Source organism: Brevundimonas sp. KH_060, assembly GCF_057838275.1.
Genome location: NZ_CM174463.1, coordinates 92438 through 107817, shown reverse-complemented (window position 1 = coordinate 107817; position 15380 = coordinate 92438). Strand labels below are relative to the sequence as shown.

Annotated in this window: 25 protein-coding genes; all 25 read left to right on the top strand. The window is 65.2% G+C overall.

Annotation, left to right across the window (positions count from 1 at the left end):
- Positions 1–571 precede the first annotated feature (571 nt).
- Positions 572–1012: a hypothetical protein gene (locus AC3IPP_RS00555; RefSeq protein WP_455690190.1), complete on the top strand. Its 441-nt coding sequence runs from the start codon at positions 572–574 to the stop codon at positions 1010–1012.
- Positions 1009–1494: a helix-turn-helix transcriptional regulator gene (locus AC3IPP_RS00550; RefSeq protein ID WP_489149946.1), complete on the top strand. Its 486-nt coding sequence runs from the start codon at positions 1009–1011 to the stop codon at positions 1492–1494. Before AC3IPP_RS00555 ends, AC3IPP_RS00550 begins: the two co-directional genes overlap by 4 nt.
- Positions 1491–1652 carry a hypothetical protein gene (locus AC3IPP_RS00545; protein ID WP_489149945.1) on the top strand — a complete coding sequence of 54 codons (162 nt, stop codon included), beginning with the start codon at positions 1491–1493 and terminating at the stop codon, positions 1650–1652. Before AC3IPP_RS00550 ends, AC3IPP_RS00545 begins: the two co-directional genes overlap by 4 nt.
- A complete protein-coding gene (locus AC3IPP_RS00540; protein WP_489149944.1) occupies positions 1649–2518 on the top strand; it encodes a helix-turn-helix domain-containing protein in 870 nt (289 codons plus the stop codon). Before AC3IPP_RS00545 ends, AC3IPP_RS00540 begins: the two co-directional genes overlap by 4 nt.
- Positions 2515–3270, top strand: coding sequence for a hypothetical protein (locus AC3IPP_RS00535; protein WP_489149943.1), 756 nt, complete (start codon positions 2515–2517; stop codon positions 3268–3270). Before AC3IPP_RS00540 ends, AC3IPP_RS00535 begins: the two co-directional genes overlap by 4 nt.
- Positions 3267–3461: a hypothetical protein gene (locus AC3IPP_RS00530; RefSeq protein ID WP_489149942.1), complete on the top strand. Its 195-nt coding sequence runs from the start codon at positions 3267–3269 to the stop codon at positions 3459–3461. Before AC3IPP_RS00535 ends, AC3IPP_RS00530 begins: the two co-directional genes overlap by 4 nt.
- On the top strand, positions 3458–4270 hold the full coding sequence (locus tag AC3IPP_RS00525) for a hypothetical protein (protein ID WP_489149941.1): 813 nt from the start codon (positions 3458–3460) through the stop codon (positions 4268–4270). Before AC3IPP_RS00530 ends, AC3IPP_RS00525 begins: the two co-directional genes overlap by 4 nt.
- A 602-nt stretch (positions 4271–4872) precedes the next feature.
- A complete protein-coding gene (locus tag AC3IPP_RS00520; protein WP_489149940.1) occupies positions 4873–5247 on the top strand; it encodes an HNH endonuclease in 375 nt (124 codons plus the stop codon).
- Positions 5248–5257: 10 nt separating this feature from the next.
- Entirely contained in the window at positions 5258–5434 is a 177-nt protein-coding gene (locus AC3IPP_RS00515) for a hypothetical protein (RefSeq protein WP_489149939.1), read from the top strand.
- On the top strand, positions 5434–5619 hold the full coding sequence (locus AC3IPP_RS00510; protein WP_489149938.1) for a hypothetical protein: 186 nt from the start codon (positions 5434–5436) through the stop codon (positions 5617–5619). The genes AC3IPP_RS00515 and AC3IPP_RS00510 overlap by 1 nt, the downstream gene beginning before the upstream one ends.
- A gap of 99 nt (positions 5620–5718) precedes the next feature.
- The gene (locus AC3IPP_RS00505) at positions 5719–6120 is read left to right on the top strand and encodes a hypothetical protein (protein ID WP_489149937.1); all 402 of its coding nucleotides are present in this window, start codon (positions 5719–5721) and stop codon (positions 6118–6120) included.
- Positions 6121–6260: 140 nt separating this feature from the next.
- Positions 6261–7802 (top strand): terminase large subunit, encoded by a 1542-nt coding sequence (locus AC3IPP_RS00500; protein WP_489177425.1) that lies wholly within the window; start codon positions 6261–6263, stop codon positions 7800–7802.
- A gap of 11 nt (positions 7803–7813) precedes the next feature.
- Complete coding sequence (locus tag AC3IPP_RS00495; RefSeq protein WP_489149935.1) at positions 7814–9784, top strand: phage major capsid protein; 1971 nt, start codon at positions 7814–7816, stop codon at positions 9782–9784.
- Between the two features lie 60 nt (positions 9785–9844).
- Complete coding sequence (locus AC3IPP_RS00490; RefSeq protein ID WP_489149934.1) at positions 9845–10069, top strand: hypothetical protein; 225 nt, start codon at positions 9845–9847, stop codon at positions 10067–10069.
- 2 nt (positions 10070–10071) lie between these two features.
- The gene (locus AC3IPP_RS00485) at positions 10072–10236 is read left to right on the top strand and encodes a hypothetical protein (protein WP_489149933.1); all 165 of its coding nucleotides are present in this window, start codon (positions 10072–10074) and stop codon (positions 10234–10236) included.
- Positions 10229–11590 (top strand): phage portal protein, encoded by a 1362-nt coding sequence (locus AC3IPP_RS00480; protein ID WP_489149932.1) that lies wholly within the window; start codon positions 10229–10231, stop codon positions 11588–11590. Before AC3IPP_RS00485 ends, AC3IPP_RS00480 begins: the two co-directional genes overlap by 8 nt.
- Positions 11590–12339 carry a collagen-like domain-containing protein gene (locus tag AC3IPP_RS00475; RefSeq protein ID WP_489149931.1) on the top strand — a complete coding sequence of 250 codons (750 nt, stop codon included), beginning with the start codon at positions 11590–11592 and terminating at the stop codon, positions 12337–12339. Before AC3IPP_RS00480 ends, AC3IPP_RS00475 begins: the two co-directional genes overlap by 1 nt.
- Complete coding sequence (locus AC3IPP_RS00470; protein ID WP_489149930.1) at positions 12333–12620, top strand: head-tail connector protein; 288 nt, start codon at positions 12333–12335, stop codon at positions 12618–12620. Before AC3IPP_RS00475 ends, AC3IPP_RS00470 begins: the two co-directional genes overlap by 7 nt.
- Positions 12621–12637: 17 nt before the next feature.
- Positions 12638–12814, top strand: a complete 177-nt coding sequence (locus AC3IPP_RS00465) for a hypothetical protein (RefSeq protein WP_489149929.1) — start codon at positions 12638–12640, stop codon at positions 12812–12814.
- Positions 12814–13155, top strand: coding sequence for a head-tail adaptor protein (locus tag AC3IPP_RS00460; RefSeq protein ID WP_489149928.1), 342 nt, complete (start codon positions 12814–12816; stop codon positions 13153–13155). The genes AC3IPP_RS00465 and AC3IPP_RS00460 overlap by 1 nt, the downstream gene beginning before the upstream one ends.
- Positions 13155–13529, top strand: coding sequence for an HK97-gp10 family putative phage morphogenesis protein (locus tag AC3IPP_RS00455; RefSeq protein ID WP_489149927.1), 375 nt, complete (start codon positions 13155–13157; stop codon positions 13527–13529). Before AC3IPP_RS00460 ends, AC3IPP_RS00455 begins: the two co-directional genes overlap by 1 nt.
- The gene (locus AC3IPP_RS00450) at positions 13526–13948 is read left to right on the top strand and encodes a DUF3168 domain-containing protein (RefSeq protein ID WP_489149926.1); all 423 of its coding nucleotides are present in this window, start codon (positions 13526–13528) and stop codon (positions 13946–13948) included. Before AC3IPP_RS00455 ends, AC3IPP_RS00450 begins: the two co-directional genes overlap by 4 nt.
- Before the next feature lie 47 nt (positions 13949–13995).
- Positions 13996–14457, top strand: coding sequence for a phage tail tube protein (locus AC3IPP_RS00445; RefSeq protein ID WP_489149925.1), 462 nt, complete (start codon positions 13996–13998; stop codon positions 14455–14457).
- A complete protein-coding gene (locus AC3IPP_RS00440) occupies positions 14457–14810 on the top strand; it encodes a gene transfer agent family protein (protein ID WP_489149924.1) in 354 nt (117 codons plus the stop codon). The genes AC3IPP_RS00445 and AC3IPP_RS00440 overlap by 1 nt, the downstream gene beginning before the upstream one ends.
- A gap of 244 nt (positions 14811–15054) precedes the next feature.
- Complete coding sequence (locus tag AC3IPP_RS00435) at positions 15055–15360, top strand: hypothetical protein (RefSeq protein ID WP_489149923.1); 306 nt, start codon at positions 15055–15057, stop codon at positions 15358–15360.
- The last annotated feature ends 20 nt before the right edge of the window (positions 15361–15380 follow it).

Here is a 15380-nt window from a genome sequence, read left to right as displayed (position 1 = left end):
TGCGTTGCTATAGCGCAGATCATTATTCGATGTGCATTGACTGCAGCTATGCAACACGCATAGTTTCTCGTCATGCAGAACTTCCGAGACATCATCAGCCTCTGGCCCACAGTCGCTGCCATGGCTTCTGACGTAGGCGTCGGCGAGAGGACGGGCTTCTCTTGGTGGCAGCGAGATTCGATCCCGTCCGATCGGTTTGCTTCTGTCGTGAGAGCCGCTGCGAAGCGCGGCTACATTGGCGTCACCGCAGATGCTCTCGCGATCATCGCCGAGCGCCGGCGGATCAGCCGGGGCAGTCACGACGGCAACGATATGGCAGCCGCCTGATGCAGGTTCGCCCGCACCTTCACGCTGTGGCCGTCAGCCCTGCTGAAACAGTCGGCTTGCCCGCTCGCCCGACCAGCTACGCGCCAGGCGCCCGCCGCAACTCCATGGCGGATCGCCCGCAAGATTTCTGCGGACGGCTCCGGCCCGCTGTTCGCCCTGTCCAACATCTCAACCTCCCTGCTGACCATCAGAGCATCGGCGACGCCGGCGCTACGGTCATCGGAAAAGCAAAGGTCTCATTTCCATGCTGACAGACCGCCTGCAGGTCTTGTTGACCGCCCAGCTGATCGAACGCTGCGGCGGGCTTGAAGAAGCTTCGCGCGCGTGCGGTGCCAAGGGGCAGCCTTACTCCGTGGCGCAGCTCTCGCGGTGCCAGACGCTGAACTCGGGGTGCTCGCTCCCGCTGCGGATCATCGTCTGCCTGGAAGAGTACTGCGGCGAGCCGGTCATCGGTAAGGCGCTGGTCGAGGCTCGCCCCGCGTCAGCCCATATCGACTGCGCCATGACGGAAGCAGCCGAGACGACCGAGGTCGCGGCGTCGTTCCAGTCGAAGGTGCGCCGGGCAGTCGCCGACGGCGTCGTCACCGCCGCGGAGCAGGCCGAGTTGGAGCGCGAAGCTGAAGCGCTGTTCGAACAGGCCCGCCAGAGCCGGGAGGCCGTCCAGCGGCTGCGAGTGGCGGCATGAGCGCAGTATCTGGGTTCCTGACCGAACGATTGAGGCTTGCCCGCGCACGCTCCGGGTTCACCAGCAAGTCCGAAGCGGCTCGAGCTCTAGGCGTAGGACTGAGTACCTATCGGGCGTGGGAGAACGGCCAGAACGGTCTCAATGTCGAAACCGCCATAGAGATCGCCCGGACCTTTGGTGTCCGATGGGAATGGCTGCTCGCCGGGCAAGGCGAAATGATCGGCATCGAAGCTGCTGAAGGTATGGCCATGACGGCCACACCTGACCCGGCGCCCGTCACGTCGTCCCACGCCCCGACCAGCGACGTGGTCATCCCTGCCCAGCACGAGATCGAGGTCTACCAGAACTCGTCCGGCGGCATCGTCGTGAAGATGGAGGCGGGCGGCGTCTACGAAGAGGACCAGGTCGTCGTCATTCGGCCGGAAAACGTCGACGCCGTCGTCGCGGCCATGCTGCGCGTCAAAGGGGAGGATCAGCGATGAACTGTCCGACCTGCGGCTGCCCTGTCCCCGTTGAGCGCACCGAGGCGGAAGAGAAGGCCATCCGCGAAGCCGTGCCATACATCGTCGTCAAGACGGTCGCGGGGGATCAGGCCATTCCCGACCGAACGGCGGCGCAATGGCAGGAGGGACGTGGATGAGCCATCAGGCATCCCACTGGGCCCTCGAACAGTCGTGCGCGACCGCCACCGAGAAGGCGATCCTGATGGTGCTCGCCAGCTACGTGGGCGCCGATGGGACATGCTATCCAGGACAGGACACGATCGCGCGCCAAGCATGCTGTTCGGTCAAGTCTGTCGAGAGGGCTCTCCAGGCATTCGAAGAGCGCGGATGGCTCGAGAGAACGCCCCGCCGGCGCAAGGATGGATCCCGAACTTCCGACCTTCTGGAGCTTAAGCTGGCGGCCAATCCTGAGCCTCGCGAACAAGCCGACACCGTGTCGGATAGGCCTGAACCAACCCGACACCCTGTCCAGACCAACCCGACACCCTGTCCAGACCAACCCGACACCCTGTCGGGGCTCACTACGTTTGAACCGGTTAGAACTGAACCGGTAAGAGAACCTGTTAGGGCGCGCGAGCCTCGCGCCGAGAATGACAACGATCAGCCATTCGCCCTGATCTGTGATCCTCGTCCCGTGAAGCGTGGAAAGGCCAAGGCCGAACCCACCGCCGCCGAGCGAGAGAACTTCGACGCGTTCTGGTCCGTCTACCCGCGGAGGGAGGGCAAGCAGCCCGCCCTGACGGCCTACGTGGCAGCAATCCGCTCTGGCGTTCAGCCGAACCAGATTTGGCTTGGCGCCCAGCTCTACGCTGCCGTCCGGCAGGGCCAGGACCCGAAGCTGACGAAGATGGCCCAGGGCTGGCTGAACGACCGGCGCTGGGAAGACGAGATCGCCGAGCCTCCGCCGAGCGGATACCGCGATCATCGAGGCACCCGAGACACCTGGGACCCGATGCAGCAAGCGATCGACGGAATGGACTTCGACAGGGATGACGCAGCATGAACGACGTCACGAACTACGACCACGGCCGGGCGCCGGTGCAGCGGCCCAATAACCCGTCCGCCGCCAAGGCCGACACGGTGCGGAAAACCCTCGCCCGCATCCGCAGCCAGTTCCTGGCGCCGTTTGATGCTTGGGAGAAAGCCGTCGCCCATGGCGCGGCCGGCCGAGGTCAGTTGGCTGAACGACCGGCTTTCCTGACGCCCCAAGTCCCGCAGCCGTCTCACCCAGCCACGGAAGAAGATCGGCAAGCCGAACTCGCTCGCTTCGACGCGGCCATGCGGGGCCAGCCCGATCCGTTCGGCCTGGAGAGCCTCCGCACGGACCTCGACGCGGCAGCCAATGGACAGGCTTCCGCGGCGGCGAACCGCCTGATCGTCGCCACCATGGTCGCGGCGTTCCCGAACGTGCGGCCGCACAGCCCGGAGACCTATCTCGAAGCGCTAATCGAGGCTCTCGACCACACCGGCCTGCCGCCAGCTGCGGTCGCGAAGACGTGCAACGAAGTCTACTCGACCTCGACCTTTGCCCCGACAGTCGCCGAGGTGCTGACCAAGGCGAAGGAGACGCACGCCAGCCTGTCATTCGCCGTGAAGCAGATCGACCAGTACGCCGAGCTCATGGCCTGGGCGAAGAAGGTCCGAGACTGGATCGCGACCGTGCCCCTGCTGAAGGAAGACCGTTCGAACGCGGACCGAGCGCCGCGGACGCCGGCGAGCCTGACCTTCCACCGCAGCACGGCGGAATGGCGATGACCCTCCCTCGCATCACCCAGCACCAGGCCGCCGAGGTCGACCGGCTCCGCAAGGCGGGAAGGACCGACCGGCAGATCGAGCGGATCGTTGGCCTGACCTACGGGCTGCTGTCTAAGCCGTACCGGGTCGGGGATGACGCCCGGCCCATCATGAACCGAGACCACCTGGACCGTAGAGGCTGGATTACGTGAGCAAAGCCGACCGTCGAAAGAAGCGCCAGCGATACGCCAAGCCATCGGCGCCCGGCTCATGGCGCCGTCCGGTCGAGGCGAACGACAACCACGCGAACGACAACCTCGAGCGGGTGAAGATCAACGGCGTCTGGCTCACAGAGAACCAGGCGCTGCGCTATCATGACGCCGTGGCGAACCTCGGCTCGCGCGATCTGACCAAGCGCCGCGCCGCCGAGAGCGTTCTGCTCCAACTGGAACACGAGGTCCGCGCCCGCATAGAGGACAAGGTTGTCGAACGCGGCCTGAAAGAGCGTCACGAGTTGGAAGCGCTGCGCGGCATGGCCGTAGGCAAGTCCGACATCGAGGGCGCCGTCGGCATCGCCATGGTCACCAAGGACGGCCTGGCCCATTTGTTCGCGCGGAGCTCGATCACGAAGCAGCAGCACACCGCCGGCCAGCGCTTCCGCACCGACTACGAGAAGCTGAACCCTGAGCGCCAGCTGACTCCGCCCCAGCTGGACCCGGCCAAGGAAAACGTCCCGCACGGCGGCGACAACTGGGACGACAAGCGGACCGAGGCCATCGACCGCCTGCACTGCATCTACCGAATGATCTGCGGCGTCGATGGTGCCCCAGGCGATAAGGGCATGCTCCCCCTCCTGCCGCGTGATCATCCGTCGATGCGCTCGATCGCAGCGCTTAACCTGATCGCCGGCCAGGGCTTTCTGATCAACGAGCTGGCGACCGGCAGCCGGGCCCGCGCCCGCATGAAGGACGACCTGACTTTCGCCCTGGACGCCTGCGCCATTGTCCACGACATCGACTGACGCCATCCAATGCCCCCTTGACAGCGGGGCTTCACTTGGGGGACATCAGGCAAATCGGGCGTTTCGCCCACAAGAAGGCTCCTCCCTCGCGGCGGGGCCTTTTTCGTTTCCGCTCCCGACCATGTACGGCGCTACGGCAATGGCTGGATCGAAGGGCGAAACGGAAAGGGCGGCCCGAACGAATCGGTACCGCCCCCGGTTAGTTCAGAACCCCCAACAGCAGACCGATCCCCAAAAGGATGGCTGCCACGTTGATCCTGATGCTCACCTTAATCGACAGATTGGACCGCATTGGCCTAGTTCCATCGAGTCTCAGGCCCTCGACCCGTGTGGGTAAAAGGTTTGGCCGCCTTTCTGAACGGATAAGCCGCCGTTCTAAGGCTATCATCGGCCTGCTTCCGTCGCATGCATTCGACTTCTGCAGCCCCGTTGGTACTCCGTTCCCCTCACCAGAACGCCCTCGGCGGTGTGAGTTTGTTGGAACGGACACGGGTGCCGGCGTCTCCGTCCGGTTGGCGCCGAGGTACCAGCTCAACCGCTCCATTCGGGACCGACAGTTAAGGATTGCATAACCTCGGTCGGAGTCAAGGAGACACCCGCGCATGGCGCCGCGTCTGACGTCCCTCCCGCCCCGCTTCGGCTCCCTCGGCCCGCGCGTCGGCGCCCTATCCCGAGGAGCCAAGAGAGACCGAAGCGCAGCGCCTTGGCGGCCCTGGTACTCGACCAAGCGCTGGTCCGAACTGCGGCTCAAGGTGCTGGAGCGTGACGGCTACGTCTGCCAGCGCTCCGGCGTCGTTTGTTCAGGCGTCTCCCCCGAGCCGAACAGCCCGGTCGTGAACCACAGGATCCCGCACCGAGGCGACCCCACTCTGTTCTGGGACGAGACCAACCTCGAGACCGTGACCAAGCAGGTCCACGACACGATCATCCAGGCCGAGGAGCAGGGAAGCCTGCACACCCGAGGCGACTGGGACTGAGGAGCCAAGCATGGACGTCACCCTGACCGCCCGCGTCGTCGTCCCGTTCTGGCTTCCGCCTACTGCGTGGCTGCTGATCCGCCTCGCCAGCCTGCGCGCCATCCTCACTGGCAAGGACATCACCGACAAAGACGCCGAGGCGTTCGGTCAGTGGTACGTCAGCCGCATCCGTATCGAGTTGAACTGATGGATAAGCCCGTCGCTCCCCCGAACCGTATCCGACTCGGCCACACCGGCGTGGAGTGGAACGCAGACGAGCCTCGTCCCGCCGCCGCCAAGCGCCATACCATCGCCGAGAACCTCGTATGGGGATCGCTGGTCGCCGCCGTCGCCTTGGGCTGGATCGCCGTCATCGCGTGGCCTTTCGCCTGACCCCCGGGGGGGCATGTCCGAAGCCAAAACGGCCTTTTGCCGGAGACCCGCGCCCCCCTCACGCGCAGATTTTTTTCCCAGAAGTCGCGAGTTCAGCCGATGACCGAAGAAAAGCGGCGCGGCCGGCCGGAGCATGAGCCCACGGAAGAGACCCGGCTGAAAGTCCGAGTTCTCAAGGCCGGAGCGATGTCGCAACTCGCCATCGCCGAGGCGATCGGCATTTCGGAGCCCACGCTCCGCAAGCACTATTCTTCCGAACTGGATCAGGGCGGCGCGATCGTCACGGCCGAAGTTCTGATGGCCCGATACCGGGCGGCGATGGGCGGAAGCGTCCCCGCCCAGAACAAGCTGCTGGAGCTGGCCGGCACCCTTCCCCCGAACAAGATGGGCCGCCCGCCGTCGACCAAGGCCGAACCCGCGTTGGGCAAGAAGGCCGAGGCTGAACTGGCCGCCCAGGACGCGCATGAGGGAACTGGATGGGCGGACCTGGTGAAGCACTGATCCGGCCGGGCTGGGACTTCTCTCAGCCAGATTGGGAACAGCGTCTTCGCGAGGGTCGGTCTCTGGTCCCCGACCTACCGCTGGACAAGGCGGAAGCGGATCGAGCGGCTGCAATCTTCGACCGGCTTCGTCTGCCCGATGTGAAGGATCAGCCGACCTTCGCCACTGCCGCCGGCGACTGGCAGCGAGACATCGTCAGGGCGATCTTCGGCTCGCTGATCGACGGCGAACGGATGGTGCCAGAGGTTTTCCTCCTGGTTCCGAAGAAGAACTCGAAAACGACGGGTGGCGCCGGAATCGCCCTGACCGGCCTGCTGATGAACGAGCGCCCCACGGCCGAGTTCATCTATGTCGGGCCCACGCAGGAAGTGGCCGATCTGGCCTTCCAGCAGACCAAGGGAATGATCGAGGCCGACGAGGCCGGGTTCCTTCAGCGGCGCTTTCACATCCAGGAGCACAAGAAGTCGATCACGGATCGGCGCACCAAGGCGAAGCTGAAGATCAAGACGTTCGACGGCAAGGTCGTCACCGGTTCCAAGCCCGTCTTCGTCTTGCTGGACGAGTTGCACCTGATGGGCGCGATGAACAATGCGTCCAACATCATCGGCCAGATCCGCGGCGGTCTTCTGGCGAACCCCGAAGCGGTGCTGATCATCATCACCACGCAGTCGGACAAGCCGCCGGCCGGGCCCTTCAAATCGGAGCTGAACTACGCCCGACGCACCCGTGACGGGGAGATCACCGATTCGCGGATGCTCCCCATCCTGTACGAGTTCCCTCGAGCAATGCAGGCTGACCAGGCCAAGCCTTGGCGTGACCCAAGCAACTGGCCGATGGTCACCCCGAACATCGGCAGGTCGATCACGCTGCCTCGCCTCGTCGCCGACTATGGCGCGGCGATGGAGAAGGGCGCCGAGGAGGAGCAGCGCTGGGCGTCCCAGCACTTGAACATCGAGATCGGGATCGCGCTTCACGCGGATAGATGGGCCGGCGCCGACTATTGGGCCGGGGCGAGCGAAGTTCGCAGTCTGGAAGAGCTGCTGGAACGCTGCGAAGTCGTCGTGGCCGGCATCGACGGCGGCGGCCTGGACGACCTGCTCGGGCTTGGCTTGATCGGGCGAGAGAAAGGCACCCGCAACTGGCTGTCATGGAGCCGCGCCTGGGCTCACACTCGCGTTCTCGGTCTTCGAAAGGACATCGCCGAGCGGCTTCGTGACTTCCAGAAGGACGGCGACCTGATCGTCTGTGACGACCCCGAGGAGCCCGCCCGCCAGGTCGCGGCGCTGATCAAACAGGTCAAGGACGCGGGCCTCCTGCCCGAGCAGCACGGCGTAGGCCTCGACCCTTGGTGCGTCGCGGACCTCGTGGAAGAGCTGGCTCTGGTCGAGATCGCAGGAGACGAGCTAGTCGCGGTTCGCCAAGGATCGGCACTGTCCCCGGCAACATGGGGCCTTGAGACGAAGCTCTACAAGAAGACGATGCGCCCGGCGAAGTCGGCCATGATGGAATGGTGCGTCGGCAACGCTAGGACTGAACAGCGCGGGAACGCCCAGCTGATCACCAAGCAAGCGGCCGGCAAGGCCAAGATCGACCCGCTCGTCGCCGTCTTCAACGCGGCCATGCTGATGAGTCGCAACCCCACCGCCCCCCGCAAGCGAAAGCCTCGAATCCATATCCTCTGAAGGAGGCCGGAATGAACCGCGCCTATAGCGTCCTTGAGATCAGGGCCGTCAGCGAAGACGCGCGCGAGATCGAGGGCATCGCCACCACCCCGTCGACCGACCGGATGGGCGACGTCGTCGAGCCGCTCGGCGCCAAGTTCGCCGCGGAGCTTCCTCTGCTCTGGCAGCACGACCATCACTCGCCCGTCGGCCACGTCCGGTTCGGCAAGCCGACCGCCAAGGGCATCCCCTTCAAGGCCACAATCTCCCAGGTCGAAGAGGAAGGCGAGCTGAAGGCCCGCCTCGATCTGGCCTGGCAGTCCGTGAAGGCCAAGCTGGTCCGCGCCGTCTCCATCGGCTTCCGCGCTCTGGAATACGCCCTGATGGAGGGTGGCGGCGTCCGCTTCACCGAGACCGAGATTCTCGAACTCTCGCTCGTGACGGTCCCGGCCAATGCCGACTGCACGATCACCACCATTCGCTCCATCGACAGCGCTTTCCGGGCCGCGTCTGGCCGACCGGAAGACGAAGACGTGGATCGGACCCCGCCCGGCGCTTCGGGCAACTCCAAGACGGCCCGCCCGGTCGTCTCTCTCAAACCGAAAGCGCCCAAGGAGGGCACGATGGATATCGCTGAACAGATCAAGGCCTTCGAGAAGGCTCGCGAGACCAAGTCCGGTCGCATGACCGAGATTCAGAAGGCTGCGGCAGACGAAGGCCGCACCAAGAACCAGACCGAGCGCGAGGAGTTCGACACGCTCCGCGAAGAGATCAAGTCGATCGACGCCGAGTTGAAAGACCTGCGGGATCTCGAAGCTTCTGACGCCGCCACGGCCAAGCCCTTGGGCAAGGTGACCGATCCCAAGACCGGCTCCGACGCCCGCGCACCGAGTCGCGTGGAAGTGAAGACGCCCAACCTTCCGAAGGGTACGGCTTTCACCCGCTTCGCCATCGCTCTGGGCCGCGCCAACGGCAACCGCATGGAAGCGCTTGAGATCGCGAAGAACTGGAAGGACACTCCCGAGGTCGAAGCTGTTCTCCGCGCTGCGGTCGCCGCGGGCACGACCACTGACCCCGATTGGGCGGCTCCTCTCGTCGAGTATCAGAACATGGTCTCGGAATTCGCGGAGCTCTTGCGCCCCGCGACGATCATTGGGCGGATCGAGGGCCTGCGCCGCGTGCCTTTCAACATCAAGATCCCTCGCCAGCTGACGGGCTCCACCGTCAACTGGGTGGGTCAGGGCAAGGCGAAGCCGGTCGGTGCTCTGTCCTTCGATCAGATCACCTTGGGCATGACCAAGGCGGCCGGCATCGTCGTCATCACCGACGAACTGCTGCGGGCCTCGAACCCTGCAGCCGAGGCTCTGGTTCGTCAGGACCTGATCGATCAGATGGCCCAGTTCCTCGACAAGGACTTCGTTGACCCGGCGAAGGCCGCTGCGGCCGATGTTTCTCCCGCGTCGATCACCAACGGGGTCACCCCGGTCGTCGCCAGCGGCACGGATGCGGACGCTCTGCGCGCCGACATCCAGAAGCTGTACGCCAAGTTCGTCGCCGCAAACCTGTCGATCGCGGGCGCCGTGTGGCTGATGCCTGAGACTTCGGCTCTGGCCATCTCGGGCCTGCGCAATCCGCTGGGCCAGAAGGAGTTTCCGGAAATTTCCGCTCAGGGCGGCGTGCTGGAGGGCCTTCAGGTGGTCGCGTCGCAGAACATCCCGGCGAACCCGGGTTCCGGCGAGCCGCTGACCGGAGCGGGCAGCCGGATTATCCTGGCCAAGGCCTCGGAAATCCTACTGGCGGACGACGGCCAGACGTTGCTGGATGTGAGCCGAGAAGCCTCGCTGCAGATGGACAGCGCGCCGGCCGACGGCCCGCAAGAGTTGGTCAGCCTCTGGCAGAACAACCTGGTCGGCATCCGCGCCGAGCGGTTCATCAACTGGTCCAAGCGCCGCCCCGGCGCCGTCCAGTACATCGACAGCGCCAACTACGGCGCTGCCGGCTGATCGACCGAAGAGGCCCGCTGAGATTTCGGCGGGCCTCTTCCTTTTCACAGGAGATCGCCCATGGTCGAGAAAGTCGATCTGATCGCCAGCAAAGCGATGACCTACGCCACGCGCCGGCTCGTCGCCGATGACGTGTTCCAAGCGTCTCGCCGGGACGCCCGACTGCTGGTCGCCATCGGCAAGGCCAAGTTCGTCGATGCGGCCGAACAGCCGCCCGCCAAGCCGAAGGCGCCTGCACCGAAGACTAAGCCGGGCCGCTCGCCCGCCAAGCCGAAGGCCCGCTGACCTTGGCGTCCGTCTATCTCGTCCTGATCCTGGCGCTCCTGTCGGCCGTGCTCGGCGTCGCCGGCGTGGCGGTTCTGTTCGGGTATGGATGGGCGCTGATCGCGGCCGCCGCCTTCTGCGCCGCTGCGGCGGCGATCCTGCGCAAGGGGCTGAAATCGAATGCGTGATCTCGGCATCCTGCGAACGGTCCAGAACGCGCTCGTGCAGCGCTCCGGCCCGCTTCAATCCGTGGCGGCTCGCTCTGGGCGACGCACGATCCTGGAGAGCTTCGCGGGCGCCTGGCAGCAGAACGTCGAGGTCCAGACCGCAGACGTGCTGGCCTTCCCAACCGTCTATCGCTGTATCAGCCTGATCGCGTCGGACGTCGCGAAGCTGCGGGTGAAGCTCGTTCAGCGCGATGCGGATGGCATCTGGTCGGAGACTGCCAGCCCGGCCTACTCGCCCGTTCTGCGGAAGCCGAACCTCTACCAGACGCGCATCCAGTTCTTCGAATGCTGGATGATCTCGAAGCTGATCAGGGGCAACACCTATGTCCTGAAGCAGCGTGATGGCCGAGGGGTCGTGACGCGCCTTCACGTGCTCGACCCCGACCGGGTAGAGCCCCTCATCTCGAAAGCCGGAAACCTGTTCTATCGGCTGAAGACCGATGAACTGGTCGGGTTGCCCGACGAGGTGATCGTCCCCGGCCGCGAGATCATCCACGACCGGATGAACCCACTCTATCACCCACTCGTCGGGGTCTCTCCGATCTACGCCGCCGGGCTCGCCGCCGTGCAGGGCCGCCGCATCCAGGAAGAGAGCGCGACCTTCTTCGCCAATGGCGCCAAGCCCGGCGGCGTCCTCACGTCGGACAGTGATATCGACGCCGCTGACGCCCAGCAGATCAAGGCCGACTGGAAGACCATGTTCTCCGGGAAGAACGCCGGGAACGTCGCGGTGCTCGCCGATGGGCTGAAGTACCAGGAAATCCAGATCACGGCGCATGACTCCCAGCTGATCGAACAGCTGAAGTGGTCCTCGGAGACGGTCTGTTCGGTCTTTGGCGTGCCCTCCTACAAGGTGGGGGTCGGCACGCCGCCTTCGCACGACAACGTCGAAGCGATGGACACCCAGTATTACGCCCAGTGCCTGCAGACGCACTTCGAGCACATCGAGCTTCTGCTGGACGAAGGTCTGGCCATGCCCGAGGGCCTCGGCACCGAGTTCGACCTGGACGACCTGCTGCGCCTCGACAGCAAGTCTCAGATGGAAGTGCTCGACAAGTCCAAGGGCAAGATGACCGTGAACGAGCAGCGCAAGCGGCTTGGCCTCAAGCCGGTGGATGGCGGGGATACGGTCTACCTGCAGGAGCAGGACCACAGCCTCGCCGCTCTGGCGAAGCGCGACGCCCGCGAAGATCCGTTCGCCAAAGGCGCCGCTCCTCCCGCCCCCGAGCCAGCCAACGACAACACCGACGACGAGGCCGGGGCCGAGGCCCAAGCCAAGGCCGCGCTCGAAGCCATCACCAAGGGGTTTGCCTGATGTTCGACGGGAAGGCCTTTGGCGAAGCAATCGTCACCCAGGTGCGCGGCTTCGTGGACAGCGCGATCGCGCCCCTAGTGCTGCGCCTGAAGGCGCTTGAGGAGGCTGCCCCGGCGCGGGACGGCAAAGATGCTGATCCGGCTGAGATGCAGCGAATGGTGGACGAAGCGGTCGCCAAGGCTGTGGCCGCCCTGCCCAAGCCTGAGAACGGAAAGGACGGCCGCGATGGGGCAGACGGCGTCGGCCTGACCGGCGCCCTGATTGATCGCAGCGGGAGCCTCGTACTGACCTTCAGCAACGGCGACACGAAGGAGATCGGCGTCGTCGTCGGCCGCGACGGCACGGATGGCCGGGACGGCGCCGATGGGGAGCAGGGACCAGCAGGGTTCGACCTCGACGATTTCGGCGTCAGCCAGGGCGACGACGGCCGCACGATCGAGCTTCACTTCGAACGGGGCGACCTGCGCGTCACCCGCGAACTGGAACTGCCGGTGGCCATCTACCGCGGCGTCTTCAGGGACGGCGAGAGCTACGCGATAGGCGACATGGTGACCTGGGGCGGCTCGGTCTGGTCGTGTGTCGCAGCCGGAGCGGACAAGCCCGGCGATGGCTCGAAGGGCTGGGTTCTGGCGGTCAAGAAGGGCCGCGACGGCAAGGACGGCAAGGACGGCGCGCGCGGACCAGAGGGCAAGGCGGGCCCGGCCGGCCGTGACCTGACCCAGCTCGGGATGGACGGCGCGAAATGGTAGAGCTCGTCACGCTCCCCGAGCTGAAGACCCGGCTGGGCTTCGACTTCGACCATGACGACGCGGCGCTGACCCTGATCCTGGTCGAAGCGCAGGACCACGTGCTGAGGTACGTCGACAAGACGGACGATGCCTGGACGGGCCAGACGGTTCCGCCTCGCATCAAGTCGGCCATCATCATCACGTCCGCCCGCCTGTATGCCAATCGCGACGACGACGGCGAAATCCTCACCCCGGCGGTGAAGAGCCTGCTGCGGCGTGACCGAAAGCCCGTCGTCGCCTGACCCGGAAGGAGAACGACATGCGGATCCTGATGAAGGAAACCCACAACTTCCAGCCCAAGAACGCTGGCCGGATCACGGTCAAGTACATCGGCGGCGAGGAGTATACGGTGAAGCGCGAATGGGGCGCGCTGATGGTCCGCCGCGGCGTGGCCACCGAGATCAAGGCCCCGCCTCGTCTCCAGGCTGACGCCTGATGGTCGATCTGAACGCCCTGGTGGCCTTCGACAAGCGCGGTCTGGACAGCAACGGCGACTCTATTGGCGAGTTCGCCGAAGCCTTCCGCTGCCGGGCGGCCGTCGACTACCAGCGGGGTTCAGAAACAGCCATCGCGAGCCGTCTGGAGGGCCGCCAGCCCGCAACTATCATCGTGCGCGACAACCCGACGACGCGTCAGGTCACGGCGGCCTGGCGGGCTCGGGTGATCGCGGGGCGCCGGGTCAGGGTCGGGGATACGTTCAACATCCAGGCGGCCGCCCCCGCCCGCGAAATGGGCTTCATCAACCTGCTGGGTGTGGCCGGCGGAGCGACCGGCTGATGGCGGGCTTCTCGAACCGTCGCCGCGTCGACCGCATGATGAAGGCGCTGCCCGCCAAGGTGCGGAAGGCGGTCGAGCGCCAACTCGAGATCAACGCGAACGACATGGTCGAGACGGCCAAGAACTTCGTCCCGGTCGAGGACGGCGCCCTGGTCAGTTCGATCAAGCAGGAGGATGCGTCCAAGGATGGACGGATCGCCCGCCGGGTCTCGGCTGGCAACCGGGAAGCCTTCTATGCAGGCTGGGTCGAGCACGGCCACGGCGGCGCCGCTCCTCGGCCCTTCTTCTATCCCGCCTATCGGCTGAAGCGCCGCCGCTACCGCAACCGCATGAGGGCGGCCGCCAAGAAGGCGATCAAGGAGGCGACGAAGTGAACATCGCGACCGCCATTCGCGCCGCCGCCGAAAACCAGCTTCGGAACGACCCGGCCGTCGTCGCCGCATTCGCTCCCGGCAATGTCCGCATCTACGCGCTGGCGCCGCCCCTGCCGGCCACCTTCCCCTATATCCACATGGCGGTGCAGGTGATCGGCGACGACACCGAATGCGCCGACGGATCAGAAGCAGTTCTGACGCTCGAAATCTTCGCCCGCGACGCCACCCACGAGGCCAGCGCCGAACGCGCCGAAGCCATCTCCGGGGCCGCCCGCCGCGCCCTCGTCCGCGAACTCATGCTGGACGGCCATGTCATGGATGACTGGCTCTTCGAGGGCGACCGCCCGATCGGCGACCCCGACGTGCTCACGGCCCACAGGAGCCTGAGCATCACCTATCTGACGACGGCCTCGGCCTAGCAGACCCCCGCCGCCTCAGGGCGGCTTTTTCATACCAGGAGGCCATCATGGCGTTCAAAGGCACGCGCGGGGTTCGCCTCGTGGTTAAGGTCGGTGACGGCGCAACCCCCGAAGTCTTCACCCCGCTCTGCACCATCAACGCCGAGCGCGGCATCACCTTCAACGCGCAGACTAACGACGAGACCGTCCCCAACTGCCTCGACCCGGAGGCCATCGCCTTCCTGTCTCGCGAAAAGTCCTCTCTGTCGGTCGACGTCACCGGCGGCGGCAAGAACAACAAGGAGGACAACAAGACGCTGTGGGATTGGTGGAAGTCGCCGGATCCGCGCAACTGCCAAGTCGTGCTGACCGACCCGACGCCGGCCAATGAGATCACCTGGGAAGGCGCGTTCCACCTGACCCAGTATGACCTGACCGGCAACGAAGGCGAGAAGGTCGGCTCGACCATGACGCTCGCCTCCGACGGCGAAGTGACCGCCACCTTCGGCGCGAACGTCGGGGGCGCCTGATGGGCCTGAAGACGGAGATTCGTCTCGACTTCGCTGGGGAGAGGCGGTCTTTCGACCTCTCCCCGATCGGGTGCATCCGTCGACTGCAAGACGCATGCGATGCGGGGCCAAACCACATTCGGATGCGCTTGCTTGACGGGACATGGCGCGATCACGACCTGCGTGAGCCACTCATCCAAGGCCTGGTGGGCGGCGGCCTGAGCCAGAGAGACGCTCAGTCACTCGTCGAAAAATGGGTCGATCCAGAACCCAAGAACCAATTCCTTCCTGTTGCCCAAGCGGTGCTTCTGGCCTGGCTCGTTGGAGCGGAGGACGAAGATTTGGGGGAGCCCAAGGGGGAGGAGCGGAAGTAGACCCCCTCCCCCGAAGCAAAATCCGCTTCGCAAACGTCTACGGAACAGGGTGCGGCATCCTCGGCCTCTCGCCGCGTGAAATCGACGCCATGACATTCTGGGAGTTCGGTGCCGCTATCCAAGCCTGGACGAAGGCCAACAGTCCTGCTGAGGAAAAGGTGACCAGTCTGTCTGACGAAGAGCACGACGCCTTGATGGCGCAGCACGCCTAGCCCTACCCTCCACGGAACCAGGAGGCTGATGCATGAAACGATTTCTCATTCTGGCGGGCGCTGTTGCTCTCGCCGCCTGCGGGGACACTGGTTCGGCTCGAAAGGCCGTCGAAGCTCAGTTGAAAGACCCGTCATCTGCCCAGTTCAAAGACGTCCGGCGGATTGGCGAGGTCGTGTGCGGGACCGTCAACAGCAAGAACTCGTTTGGCGCTTACGCCGGGTTCGTTCGCTTCTACGTTGTCGACGGACAGGCCGCCATCCTGGAGCCGGAAGAGAGCGGGCAGGCGAGAGAGTATTTCGAGATCGCCTTCAATCAACGTTGCCAGTCGCCAGTCTGACTGAGCAGCACACCTATCAT